9 protein-coding genes and 1 pseudogene are annotated in these 12,569 nt (G+C 39.9%); 7 read left to right on the forward strand and 3 right to left on the reverse strand.

Annotation, left to right across the window (positions count from 1 at the left end):
* The first annotated feature begins 165 nt into the window (after window positions 1–165).
* The 6 genes and pseudogenes from ACKC4Y_RS07700 to ACKC4Y_RS07725 all read left to right on the forward strand — a co-directional run bounded on the left by ACKC4Y_RS07700 (window position 166) and on the right by ACKC4Y_RS07725 (window position 5,608).
* The gene (locus ACKC4Y_RS07700) at window positions 166–924 is read left to right on the forward strand and encodes a TIR domain-containing protein (RefSeq protein WP_409361157.1); all 759 of its coding nucleotides are present in this window, start codon (window positions 166–168) and stop codon (window positions 922–924) included.
* Window positions 925–1,533: 609 nt separating this feature from the next.
* The gene (locus tag ACKC4Y_RS07705) at window positions 1,534–1,635 is read left to right on the forward strand and encodes an antitoxin PaaA2 family protein (protein ID WP_409361158.1); all 102 of its coding nucleotides are present in this window, start codon (window positions 1,534–1,536) and stop codon (window positions 1,633–1,635) included.
* 526 nt (window positions 1,636–2,161) lie between these two features.
* Window positions 2,162–2,380, forward strand: a pseudogene (locus ACKC4Y_RS07710) (helix-turn-helix domain-containing protein); the annotation flags it as partial.
* A 526-nt stretch (window positions 2,381–2,906) separates the two neighbouring features.
* On the forward strand, window positions 2,907–3,950 hold the full coding sequence (locus ACKC4Y_RS07715; protein ID WP_409361159.1) for a tetratricopeptide repeat protein: 1,044 nt from the start codon (window positions 2,907–2,909) through the stop codon (window positions 3,948–3,950).
* A 279-nt stretch (window positions 3,951–4,229) separates the two neighbouring features.
* On the forward strand, window positions 4,230–4,805 hold the full coding sequence (gene efp / locus ACKC4Y_RS07720) for an elongation factor P (RefSeq protein ID WP_409361160.1): 576 nt from the start codon (window positions 4,230–4,232) through the stop codon (window positions 4,803–4,805).
* Between the two features lie 11 nt (window positions 4,806–4,816).
* On the forward strand, window positions 4,817–5,608 hold the full coding sequence (locus tag ACKC4Y_RS07725; protein ID WP_409361161.1) for an inositol monophosphatase family protein: 792 nt from the start codon (window positions 4,817–4,819) through the stop codon (window positions 5,606–5,608).
* A gap of 992 nt (window positions 5,609–6,600) precedes the next feature.
* Here the strand turns inward: ACKC4Y_RS07725 and ACKC4Y_RS07730 are convergent.
* Window positions 6,601–8,391 carry an ABC transporter transmembrane domain-containing protein gene (locus ACKC4Y_RS07730; protein WP_409361162.1) on the reverse strand — a complete coding sequence of 597 codons (1,791 nt, stop codon included), beginning with the start codon at window positions 8,389–8,391 and terminating at the stop codon, window positions 6,601–6,603.
* A gap of 188 nt (window positions 8,392–8,579) precedes the next feature.
* On the opposite strand from ACKC4Y_RS07730, the gene rpmE reads away from it, so the two are divergent.
* Window positions 8,580–8,801 (forward strand): 50S ribosomal protein L31, encoded by a 222-nt coding sequence (gene rpmE / locus ACKC4Y_RS07735; protein WP_317993889.1) that lies wholly within the window; start codon window positions 8,580–8,582, stop codon window positions 8,799–8,801.
* Between the two features lie 1,155 nt (window positions 8,802–9,956).
* On the opposite strand, the gene ACKC4Y_RS07740 is transcribed toward rpmE, so the two are convergent.
* Entirely contained in the window at window positions 9,957–10,988 is a 1,032-nt protein-coding gene (locus ACKC4Y_RS07740; RefSeq protein WP_409361163.1) for a class I fructose-bisphosphate aldolase, read from the reverse strand.
* Between the two features lie 108 nt (window positions 10,989–11,096).
* Window positions 11,097–12,290, reverse strand: a complete 1,194-nt coding sequence (locus ACKC4Y_RS07745) for a phosphoglycerate kinase (RefSeq protein WP_409361164.1) — start codon at window positions 12,288–12,290, stop codon at window positions 11,097–11,099.
* Window positions 12,291–12,569: the final 279 nt, after the last annotated feature.

The raw sequence follows: 12,569 nt of genomic DNA on the forward strand, positions 1-12,569 counted from the left end.
ATCAATTGAATGGAGGGTTACTGTTTCTTTTTGTGCATAGTATAAAGAAATGAAAGTCATAAAACTATTTAAATTCAAATCACTATAAAAATAGCCCTTAATGCTCGCATGAAAAAACTAGCATTTTATTGATAACTGACAGTACATAAAAAAGCGGATAAAAAAATGGAATACAGAGGAACCTTTGAAGATTTTAAAAACATAATGCGCAAAGCTGGAGTTAAAATCACAAAAGCTAGCACCTACAAAAGAGATACAGGCGATTTAGTGTATAATATCAATACCTCTGAAGGAGAAATGATTTCTTTGTATCAAGACACAGGACAAATCTTCTTCCTATGTAAAGATGTCACAAAACAGAAGATAAAAGAAGCTTTTGCTAAGCATATAGAAGAAAAATCACAGACTTCTTCTCCACAAACCTCTTCCAATGTCTTAAAATCTTCTTCTCCAAAAATCTTTATCGTGCACGGTCATGATCATGTTGCCTTAAAGGACCTTGAACTTATTCTTCGCAAGCTTAAGCTTGAACCTTACATCTTACAAAATACGAGCGGTAATGGTTTAACTATAATTGAAGCTTTAGAAAAAGAAATCTGTACGCCAACCCGTTCTACAAAATTTGGTATTGTACTGCTCACTCCCGATGACATAGGTTATGCCAAATCTGAAGGTGAAACAACAGCAAAACCTCGTGCGCGACAAAATGTTATTCTTGAAATGGGCATGTTAATCTCCGCGCTTTCTCGTAAAAATGTTGCTATTCTAAGAAAACAAGACGTTGAAATCCCTTCAGATATTACTGGAATTTTATACATTCCTTTCAAGAACGAAGTAAGTGAAACAGTTAAAAAACTTATCCAGAGATTAATAGAATCTGGTTTCACTTTAGATTCAAAAGCTATTCTTGATGCATTAAATTAAATTTAAACAACGCCCATCTTAAGTTTCTGAACACACTCTGTATGCCAGTAATTTGCTTCAGTAAACAAGATCAATGCGCAAAAGCACCACTGTGCTTTTCTCGTCATTTTTGATTTGATAAGAAGCTCTCTGCCTCTCATTAAAACATGATACGTTACAAAAGCTTTTTCATTTTGATAGCAATCCCCTAAAATCACTTTATCCCCCTCCTACAATATCATTCTAGCAAGTGTTTTTGTCGTATACAGCAACAACCAATAAGGGTTTGCAACAACTTCTTGAATATTAAAATGAAAGAGATCTTTTTGATTTTTAAAATGATTAAAAAAAATGGAGAAAGAAGTTACATTGGGGGTTCCTGCGGGGAAACATTGAACCTCTTCCTCTAGAGACAATCTTATATGATAATTTATCATTTAAGCCAAGAGAATATTTTAAAATTTATAAAAAAATAGAGGCAAGATGCATAATAATTATATTAAACACCTAAAATAAAGGAAAATGGAAAAGAAAGACAACTATAAATATCGCCATTTCTCCTCTCGTTTCAGGGTTTGAGACCATTGAACGAGAATCAATGATATGACGTGACTACGTGACAAAAGTGCAATGAGCCTTGCAAATCCACATCCTGCACTTCCGCATGATGAAGTTATGTCTGAAATGGAACCGTTAATAGACCAGCTTGAAACCGAACAAAAGAAGTCCTGATGCTCCCAATTGCTTGGTTGCCTTCAGCTTGCAATGATTTACGTCAGATTTTAACGCACATTATCCATGAGAAACCACCCACCGCGCGATGAACAAAAAAACTCTTCGAAGCTTGTATACTACCATTGGCTAAACATACGCACCTGTACCACCAAAGTGAAAGGATGCTCGGATTATGGGAAGTCATAGCGCATCCAAACTATCTTAGATATTGTACAAAGTCACTGCAAAGCAAATTGAGATTATTACCGGTGTACAAGCCCGCCGTGAATTTCCTAACTCCATTTGATTTAATGAGAGACTCTCCACCTTTCATTAAAAAAGGATACGTTACAAAAACCTTTTCATTTTTATTGTAAATCTCCTGAATTTGCTTTATTACTTAAAAGGTGATTTTGGTTGTATACGCAACGACCAATAGGGTCCTTGAAAACCCGAAGTCTCGATACATAAATTTACCCCGCTTTGCGAGTATCCCGGAATTCTAGGAGATTTTGCTATGTCTAGGTGCTCTCAGCACTAAAAGCAAAAAAGCTTGAATCGTGTAAGTGCGGGGCGTTTGAAAGATATTGCCGATATACTGAGTGTTCCACTTTCCTTTTTTTACCCTGAACTCTTAACAAAACAAGAGCCCCCATATCATCATGATGAGATCATATCAAGCGAAGAGGAATATCTGCTTTTAAAAAGATTTAGAGTGCTACACACTCTGTTCTTGGCTTACCTCACACACCTCAAAGGATAGAAATCCCTTCCCGATCTGGTGTTTGTAAACAATCCGGCTTCTCAGAGCGGGGCTCTTTTAGCTTCCCATTTTATGTGGTTCATTTCACAAGATTATACAGGCAAGCCCTCCCCTGAATATTCACCACACTCTCTAAAAATACTTAATATGGTAAATTTACTATGCTCTCTATCATCGCCCTCAATAACGGTGTTTTACGGCAAAACATGATAATACAACCCCTTCCTTAAAATTTGTACCCTCCCTTAAAATTTGTAATTGTAACAAAGTTGATAAAAACCCACATACTCACTCCCGCAATCTCCAATGAACAAAATGAGGGCAGAAATTATGGAAATCCCTGCACTTGTTCAAGCGGAAAGAGATTTTGCAACCTTTTACAACCTTTGATGTAGCAGTAAAAATCGAATATAAATGTATTATCCTTGAAGATAAACATTTTTGCCCAAGATAATTCTTTGCTCATACTTGATATGATAAAAGAAAAATGTGAAAATCCTTAAACCGTGATGAGGAGAAAACATCTATGATCAAGAGAAGCGCTAAGCTGCTTATCGTAGGAGTAATTTGGTTTGCGATTTCTGTTACCAATTCTTCTGGAATTACGGAAGAATCCTTAAACTTTGAACGCTCTTTGAATACCATTCAAGATGCTTCAAATACGCAAAAACCTTTCCAACCCTTACAGGCTGGACAATATGATCAAGCCTATGACTATTACATCCAAGGCTATTATTTGAAAGCTTTTCGTGCAGCACTGAGGCGTGCTGAACAAAATGACCCCTTCGCACAAACTTTAGTTGGCCGGATTTATATGGAAGGATGTGCTGTTCCTATTGATGGCGCGCGCGCTGCTTTGTGGTTTGGACGTGCGGCAAAACAGGGTGAACCACAAGCGCAATTGCGCTACGGTCTGATGTTATTTGATGGCAATTTTATTACACAAAACCAAGAACTTGGTGAACAGTTTATTCGAAAAGCTGTAAAGGCTAGAGTAAAAGAAGCCTATTTTTATTATGGGCAAATGCTTCTTTATAAAGCCGCGCGCGAGAAGAAAGCTCTTGCAGGTGTCTTTACACAAAGTCGCGAAAATGAGGCAATAGAACAGGCATTAAAATGGTTCTTAAAAGGTTCTGCCCTTGGTGATGCTGAAGCTGCTTTCGCTGCGGCAAAAATTCTCTCTTTGGGGACTTTAACACGCCCAAAGGATGATCGGAATGCGCGCAAACTCATGGAAGTTGCTGCTCAAAATCAACATACTATGGCACAACTCCTTTTGGCGCAATGGCTTGTACAAGGCCGTGGGGGAGAGCAAGATTTTCAACGTGCTTTTCGTTTGCTTTTGAACAATGCCATTAATATGATCCCACCAGCACAGATCTCTCTTGCAAGACTTTACCGCGATGGAATAGGAACAAAAGGCAATATTATAACTGCAGCGGCATGGTACATGCTTGCAAAGCAGGCAAAAATGCAAGCGCCTGATCTTGAAGTCATGCTCCAAGGTATGGATAACGCACAATTGGAGGAAGCACGCAAAGAAGCCATAAAGCTTTTACCGGTTTTTTAAAGACACACTTCAGAGAAATGATATTTTTGCTTCAGCGATATAAATCATCCCCCAAATCCCAAAAAGTCTCTTAAAATCCCCAAAAAATCTTTGTGCAAATTTTTAAAAGGCTTGCGTCTGAGCTGTTTTTATGGTCTTGCAAAGATCTGAAAAGCGAGCATACACAAAGGTTCTTGTTGAAGTTATTTTTAAACTTTTCTTTCTGCAGAGACAATAAATGCTCTCCTCTATAAGGATAACAAGAGAGCTTTTTTGCAAAGACAAAATTGGACGTGAACGATGAAAATTAATGGCAATGAAATTCGCCCTGGTAATGTGATCGAGCATCAAGGAAGCTTATGGGTAGCAGTAAAATGCAACGCTGTAAAACCAGGCAAAGGTGGTGCATTTAATCAGGTTGAAATGAAAAATTTGATTGATGGGACAAAACTCAATGAACGATTTCGTGCAGCCGAAACGGTTGAACGCGTGCGCCTTGAACAAAAGGATTTTACTTTTCTCTATCAACAAGGTGATGCTCTCGTCTTTATGGATTCAGAATCTTATGAACAACTTGAATTACAAAAAGATTTTGTTGGTGAGCGCGCTGCTTTCTTGCAAGACGGGATGACAGTAACTGTTGAGCTTTATCAAGAAAAACCGATAGGCATCTCTCTTCCCGATCAGGTCACCGTTGGGATTGCTGAAGCAGATCCTGCCATAAAAGGGCAAACAGTCACATCTTCTTATAAGCCAGCAATTCTTGAAAATGGCATTCGTATTCTTGTGCCACCCTTTATTAATGCCGGTGAACGTGTCATTGTCGACACCAACGAGTTGATTTATTTGCGTCGTGCAAATGAAAAAGATAAATAAAGGGATAAAAGATGGCCCATTCTGCAATCATGAATGTCATGGTGCAAGCCGCAATGAAAGCGGGGCGCTCTCTGGTGCGCGATTATGGCGAGGTGCAAAATTTGCAAGTGTCTTTGAAAGGGCCAGCTGATTACGTAAGTCAAGCAGATCGCAAAGCGGAAAAAATTATTTTCAATGAATTAAGCAAAGCACGACCAAAATTTGGTTTCTTGATGGAAGAGTCTGAGGAAATTGTTGGAGAAGATTCTCAACATCGTTTTATTGTCGATCCTTTGGATGGCACAACAAATTTTCTTCATGGAATTCCTTTTTTTGCTGTTTCCATTGCCTTGGAAAGTCAAGGACAAATTGTTGCGGCTGTGATCTATAATCCTGTTTTTGATGAGTTATTTACCGCTGAACGTGGTGGAGGTGCTTTCTTTAATGATAGGCGTTGCCGCGTTTCTGCACGACGTAGATTAGAAGATTGTGTTATTGCAACGGGAATGCCCCATTGGGGGCGCCCAGGTCATGGAGCCTATCTTATAGAATTACGCAATGTCATGGCTGAAGTTGCTGGACTTCGTCGATTTGGAGCTGCTTCTCTTGATTTGGCTTATGTTGCAGCTGGAAGAACCGATGGATTTTGGGAAGATAATCTCCAGATTTGGGATCTAGCTGCTGGAATACTGATGGTTCGTGAAGCCGGTGGTTTTGTGACCGATAAAGAAGGTGGAAACGATATATTTCGCAAAAAAAATGTTATCGCCGGCAATGAACTCATTCGCATGAAATTAGAAAAAACTCTCAAAAAAGGCATTTAAACCTCAAAAGAAGAATATTTAAAGAAGAGTGTTTGGAACATTGCTGTTAGCTTTTTTAAAACCAACAATACGAAATAAATCATGAGATGGGTACTTTTCAAAAAACATCATCACGAGCAATAAATGCGCACCTCAAATAAACCTCCCTGCCCAAAAAAGCAATCCCAAACAGCTTACGGAGTATTATTTACAATGCTGTTTTTCCAAACTCAAATCAAAATAAACTAGAAAACGAAATAAAAGAGCAACCAAACGATACAAGAAGTAATCACCACACCAAAAGCAAGAATGCAAGTCCATTGCATCTCTAGAAGTATCCTCTTCATACAGACTACAGTATTTATTCTAGAAGATCTCTCTTTCCCCTCTCTGGTAAAGACTGCCGTAAATTACTCTCTCTACTTCTCAAGATTTTTCATAAAAACAAGCGATTATGAAGGTTTCAATAAATTTACCAATTAATACAGTTATCGCATGCTACCTTCACTTTTACCCGTTTTCTCAATAGCCTATGAAATGCACACAGGATCGATTGTAATGAAAATCTTTATTTTTGAGAAAATCCTCTCGCATTTCACTTTCTAACTGTTCTTGTTCTTTTTCGATAGCCTTCTCCAATGCATTCATTTTCTCATCACTGAAGATGTATCGTAGCTTCTCTCTTGAATTCCCTATTTTTATGAACATATCCCAATAAAATAATCGATTAAAATATTTCTTATTTGATGCCTTCATCTAATCTCTAACAATTACGTAATTTCATATTGAGAAAAATTATCACAAGAGCCTGTTTTCCTTACGCGTCAATGTAACGCCTTAAAAAGGTGCGATCGAATGATGCAAGAGAGTGTAGAATTTCATAAGAATTTAAAGAATATCAAACCGTATAATATATTGATACTATTCTATGCATTAAAGAACACCGCAAACCGATGTTATTCTCATAAGAATGCGGATGTTTATGTCAACAACTTACAGCTTTATGAGATAGCTTACTCAGGTGAGAATTGCAGTTTAGCCAAATGCGCATAAATCCCATTTTTTGCAATGAGCTCGGCATGTGTTCCTTCTTCCACAAGAGCACCTTTATCCATCACCAGAATGCGATCTGCTTTTAAAATCGTTGCTAAACGGTGTGCGATCACCAATGTTGTTCGGTTTTGCATCAGCCCATCTAAGGCTTCTTGCACTAATCTTTCGCTATTTGCATCTAAAGCTGATGTTGCTTCATCAAGCAGCAACAGGGGAGCATTTCTTAAAATCGCGCGTGCAATACCAACGCGTTGTTTTTGTCCACCAGAAAGCATGGTACCGCGTTCTCCCACTTGCGTATCAAAGCCATTCGGTAGGGATTTAATAAACTCAAGGGCATTAGCTGTCTTGGCTGCAGCAATGATTTGCTCTTCACTGACATTTTCGCTCCCAAAAGCGATATTATCGCGTAACGTACCGTCAAAAATGGCAACATCTTGTGGGACATAAGAAATTGCACCGCGTAAATCTTGGAGAGAAAGGCGGTTAATTTCCACACCATCAAACCGGATTTTACCGCTTATTGGGTCATAAAAACGCAAAATCAAAGAAAAAATGGTACTTTTTCCCGCCCCAGAAGCACCAACAAAAGCCACAGTTTCACCGGGACTTACAGAAAAAGAAAGAGAACGCAAAATCTTTTCCTGTGGTCTAGAAGGATAGATGAAATCAACGTGGTCAAAAGTGATTGCTCCTTGAACCGGTTGCACCAAAGGCACGGGAACTCTTGGGGTTGCGACGGTAGGCTGTTCTTGCAACAATTCGGCAAGCCGTTCAGCTGCACCTGCTGCTTGCATAAGTTCTGCTCCAACTTCTGATAATTGTGCAAAGGTTGAAGCTCCAAAAACCGCATAGAGAACAAATTGACCTAATGTCCCACCAGACATGGCTCCACTCAAAACGTCATGGGAACCAATCCACAAAACAGCAACAACGCTGCTAAAAACCAGAAAAATCGCAAAACCAGTGAAAAAAGAACGTAAGATTACAGAAGCACGTGCAGTTTCAAAAGCACGTTCAACCAATTTTGAAAAACGCGCAGAAACGAGTTTTTCAGCGGTAAAAGCTTGCACAGTGCGAATGGCACTTACCTGTTCTGTTGCCAAAGCGTTGGCATCTGCAAGGCGATCTTGTGCCGCACGTGTACGTGTACGAACCTTGCGTCCAAAGACAACTAACGGAATGGCAACAAAGGGGATAGCAAGGAGAACAAGTGAGGAGAGCTTAGCATTTGTGATCACCATCATCACAATTGCTCCAACCACAACAATCAGATGTCGCAAAGCAATGGAAGCGGTTGAGCCAACAGCCAGTTTTATTTGCGTCGTATCTGTTAACAGCCGCGAAACAAGTTCACCAGAATGGGAATGATCAAAAAAAGCAGGAGAAAGTTGCGTAATATGAAAAAAAACATCACGCCGCAAATCAGCAACAATCCGTTCACCCAAGGTTATGACACAGTAATAACGACAAGCTGAAGCAAGTGCAAGAAGTAAAGCTAACACAAACAAAATACCGAAGTAAAAATTGATATTCCCATGACTTGAAGGAGAAAAACCATGATCAAGCATTTGACGGATAGCAACAGGCAAAGCAAGCGTAATAAGAGCAGCCACAGACAAAGCGAGAAAAGCAAAAATAAACAACCAACGATAGCGCATCATATAAGGAACAAAAGTAGATAGCGAAGAGAATAAAGGTTTTGTACTGGAAGACGTTGTAGATTTTTCTGAATGACTGAAAAAATTCATAGAATTTCGCTCACTTAATAAAGTTGTTTATAACTGTTGGTGCAGGAATGCATCTTGAACACTTGTTTTTTGACGCGCGCTCAGTTATAGAAATAACACTTTAATCAATTTATCAAAAAGACGAAGCAAGCGCACTTAAAAAAGTGAAAAAGTGTCATTTCGTTGTATGAAAGCAAAAGGTTTGCCACATGAAAGCGAATATTCACCCCAATTATCACAGGATTACCGTTGTTATGACGGATGGTTCCCAATATACGACGCGTTCTACTTGGGGAAAAGAAGGGGACACCCTTAATTTGGATATTGACCCAAGAACGCATCCAGCGTGGACAGGTGGATCTCAAACATTGGTAGACCATGGGGGTCGTATTTCTAAATTTAAAAACCGTTTTGGTAATCTTGGCATGTAAATTTTATGTCTCACAACGAAGAGCAAAACCTTCTCACAAGTTGAGTACACATTGCAAACGATCTGACGTTATGATTTTGGTGAGCGATTATTAAGAATTTGAGAGGCGGATAGCCTCTCATTTTTATTTGTATGAAAACAAAGTGTGCTCTAATTTATCTTATTGAAAGAGAGAATAAGATCATATTCAGAAGGTGCGAGACATAATAAGAGCCTTTCATAGGCATCCTTGGCATATAAGCAGCAAAATATAAGGACGATTGCACCAATTACCATTGCTGTTTGGTGTTCATAGGGCGCTGCTTCCACTGTGTATCCCATAAAAATAAAGAATAGGAACAACGCCAACCCTCTTGCGAAGAAGTTTAAGAAGATAAGAACCAGCCTACGGATGAATAACAAGATAAGAAAGATTGCGTAAATCAACTTTTTAAATATCGAAGACAATATTCTACGCATTATACTGAACATCATCCGCATTATAGATGCTCTGTTTTGCGTCTGGATTTTTTTTCTTTGATGTTTGTCTTCTTAACAGATATGCCGTTTATGACTTCCCCTATTTTTAAGCCATGGTACTATAAAATTAGTATTTCTTATTATAGCATCACAAAATATAAGAAAGGTTTATTCATTTTACTAAAAAACAGATGTTTTATTGAGGTGAAAATCTATTTTTGTTAGCAAGAGCTGCTAAATTCGTTTGTCTAAAATAGAGAGACACCATCCCCATTGAAGAGGAAGCTATCTTTACGCACAAAAGCTTCATAAGCTGCATGTCTAATTCACCAAGAAATTACAGCCTTCCATTCCACCCGCTTATCCACCTTTGAGACTGCGATTAAATAGATTCCGCTGATGACAAGCAATGATAGCATCAAAAAGCAAGTATCCGCCTCATAAACCACAACATGCCATAGCGCTACTCATTCACAAATTTCCTTTAAAGCAACATCTCCCCTTCCCGCAATCATATCTCTCCCCCAATCTCATCTCTCTATGGCACCCATAAAGACTTTTAAAATTCCCAAGAGAAAAATTCTCTGCGAAAGCTTTCAAGCCCAAAGCGCCCCCATCATTTTTATCATGACGAGGACATCCCAAATCACACAGAAACATGCAAAATCTCTCCGCATTTAGGCATAGGGCTTGTGCTTCAAGCGCAAGCTTTTTCCTGTTCTTTTGTCCATTTTCCTAAAGCGGCAAGATGGTTCATCCGTGCACGATGACCAAAAGCCTTTTGCGCAACAGCAATATTTTCATGCCTGCCACCCCATGCTTTCAAGGCAGCCGCTTGCAATGCCCGCCCATAAGAAAAGGTCAGTTTCCAAGGCAATGCCCCCAAAGTATTCATCGCTGACAAATGCGCTGTCGCTTCTTCATCAGACTGCCCTCCGGAAAGAAAAGTAATTCCTGGAACAGCAGCAGGAACAGTCTGTTTAAGCACCTGAACCGTTTTTTCAGCCACTTCTTCAACAGAAGCGTTACGCGCCTCTTTACCATCAATCACCATATTAGGTTTTAAAATCATGCCCTCCAAAACAACACGGGCTTCAAAAAGTTCTTTAAATACCGTGTGTAAGACAGCATGTGTCACCTCAAAGCAACGCGCAATAGAATGCTGACGCGATACCCCATCCATCAGCACTTCAGGCTCAACAATCGGCACAAGACCTTCTTCCTGACACAAAGCAGCATAGCGCGCCAGAGCTTGTGCGTTTTGTCTTATTGCCCCTCTTGTTGGCAGAGCATGTGCATCAATCGCAATCACCGCACGCCATTTCGCAAAACGCGCTCCCAAAGCATAATAATCTTTTAAACGATCCCGAAGACCGTCTAACCCTTCTGTAATTGTTTCCTGAGGAAAAGCCGCCAAGGGTTTAGCACCGGTATCGACTTTAATACCCGGCAAAGCACCCGCTTCACGAATAAGATCTGTCAACCTTTGCCCAGAGGATGCTTTTTGACGAATTGTTTCATCAAATAAGATGACACCAGAGATGGCGCTTTCCATAGCTTCTTTTGCGCTAAAAAGCATTTCACGATAAGCACGGCGATTATCTTCGTTGCATTCAACCCCAATAGTTTCAAAACGCTTTCCAATCGTCGCAGTACTTTCATCTGCTGCCAAAATACCTTTACCCGCATGAACCAAAGCAAGTGCAATATCTTCAAGACGTTCATTCATAAAAAAATCCTCTTTGTTCTGTTTTAATTTCTAAAAATGCGCAACACTCTCAAAAAAACCTTAAACGACCGTATAGTTTCTCTTTAACATTTCCTTCAAAGAAGCCCCTTAAGCCTGCATGAGAGCGAAAACACCCGGAAGGATCTTGCCTTCCATCCATTCTAAAAAAGCACCACCAGCAGTCGAAAGATAGGTAAAATCATTGGTAACACCAGCCTGATTAAGTGCAAAAACCGTATCTCCTCCTCCCGCGATTGAAACCAATTTCCCTTTTTGACTAAGCTCTGCTGCATGACGTGCAACCGCTATTGTTCCTTGATCAAAGGGAGACATTTCAAAAACACCAAGGGGTCCATTCCACACAAGGGTAGCGGCTTCCTCAATCACGGCATTGATATGCGCAATAGAACGCGTCCCAATATCGAGAATCATGCCCTCCTCAGGAATATCTCCTATATCATAGAGACGATGCGGCGCATCTTTTTCAAAACGAAATGCAACGATAGCATCCTGAGGGAGCAGAATCGTACAGTGGCACTCTTGCGCTTTTTTAATGATTTTTTTTATCGTGTCCATCAGTGCATGTTCACATAGTGACTTACCAACAGACACACCTTGCGCTGCTAAAAAACTGTTAGCCATGCCCCCACCAATCACTAAATGATCAACTTTTTCAACCAAGTGATTGAGTACAAAAAGCTTACTGGAAACTTTCGCCCCACCCACAAGTGCGACCACTGGATGCTTTGGATTGCCAAGTCCTTTTTCTAATGCCTGCAACTCAGCCTGCAAAGAACGCCCTGCATAAGAAGGCAATAAATGTGTTATTCCCTCCACCGAAGCATGGGCACGATGAGAAACTGAAAAAGCATCATTAACATAGAGATCCCCATGATGAGCTAAAGCTTCAGCAAAACAGCAATCATTTTTTTCTTCCCCTGAGTAAAAACGAACATTTTCAAGTAGCAAAACACCCCCATTTTGCAATGCCTTAACTGCTGTCTCTGCTACTGGACCAATACAATCCGGTGCAAAAGTAACCGGTTGATTGATTATTTTTTCTAGCACTTCCACAACGGGGCGAAGTGAAAATTCTGGCTCCACCTTTCCTTTAGGGCGACCACAATGCGAAAGAAGAATAAGCTTAGCACCACGCCTTTGAAGTTCAACGAGTGTCTCTTTATGCCGCTCTAAGCGCGTCGTATCACAGACCTTGCCCTGCGCCATTGGCACATTAAAATCCACCCGCACAAGAACACGTTTCCCCGCAACATCAACATCATCAAGTGTCCGAAAACTCATTTCTGCTCCCTCTTCACTTTTTGTTGTTTCAAACAAACGTACCCGCTCAACTTCTTTTCCACACAATCTTTTCTTAATCTTCAGTTAAAGAGATCAGCTACAGCGTGTATTCTCTCAATCTCTGTAATCTTCATTCCCCCTTATGTTTTTTCAATCCTCTTATCTTTTTACAATTTTGGCCTTTTTCAACACTTACTTTTTCAAATTCCGCATCTCTGATAGAAAAAAACACGCCTTCTCATACCCAAATAAAACATAAAAAACTTACCATCCATCACG

The sequence above is a fragment of the Bartonella heixiaziensis genome (genome assembly GCF_046245125.2).
GTDB lineage: Bacteria > Pseudomonadota > Alphaproteobacteria > Rhizobiales > Rhizobiaceae > Bartonella > Bartonella heixiaziensis.

What these genes read in the sequence shown, in the direction of transcription:
- efp (WP_409361160.1), top strand. Translation starts at nt 4,230, where the DNA reads ATGAAAATTAATGGCAATGAAATTCGCCCTGGTAATGTGATCGAGCAT.
- ACKC4Y_RS07705 (WP_409361158.1), top strand. Translation starts at nt 1,534, where the DNA reads ATGAGCCTTGCAAATCCACATCCTGCACTTCCGCATGATGAAGTTATG.
- ACKC4Y_RS07715 (WP_409361159.1), top strand. Translation starts at nt 2,907, where the DNA reads ATGATCAAGAGAAGCGCTAAGCTGCTTATCGTAGGAGTAATTTGGTTT.
- ACKC4Y_RS07700 (WP_409361157.1), top strand. Translation starts at nt 166, where the DNA reads ATGGAATACAGAGGAACCTTTGAAGATTTTAAAAACATAATGCGCAAA.
- ACKC4Y_RS07725 (WP_409361161.1), top strand. Translation starts at nt 4,817, where the DNA reads ATGGCCCATTCTGCAATCATGAATGTCATGGTGCAAGCCGCAATGAAA.
- ACKC4Y_RS07730 (WP_409361162.1), bottom strand. Translation starts at nt 8,391, where the DNA reads ATGAATTTTTTCAGTCATTCAGAAAAATCTACAACGTCTTCCAGTACA.
- ACKC4Y_RS07745 (WP_409361164.1), bottom strand. Translation starts at nt 12,290, where the DNA reads ATGAGTTTTCGGACACTTGATGATGTTGATGTTGCGGGGAAACGTGTT.
- ACKC4Y_RS07740 (WP_409361163.1), bottom strand. Translation starts at nt 10,988, where the DNA reads ATGAATGAACGTCTTGAAGATATTGCACTTGCTTTGGTTCATGCGGGT.
- rpmE (WP_317993889.1), top strand. Translation starts at nt 8,580, where the DNA reads ATGAAAGCGAATATTCACCCCAATTATCACAGGATTACCGTTGTTATG.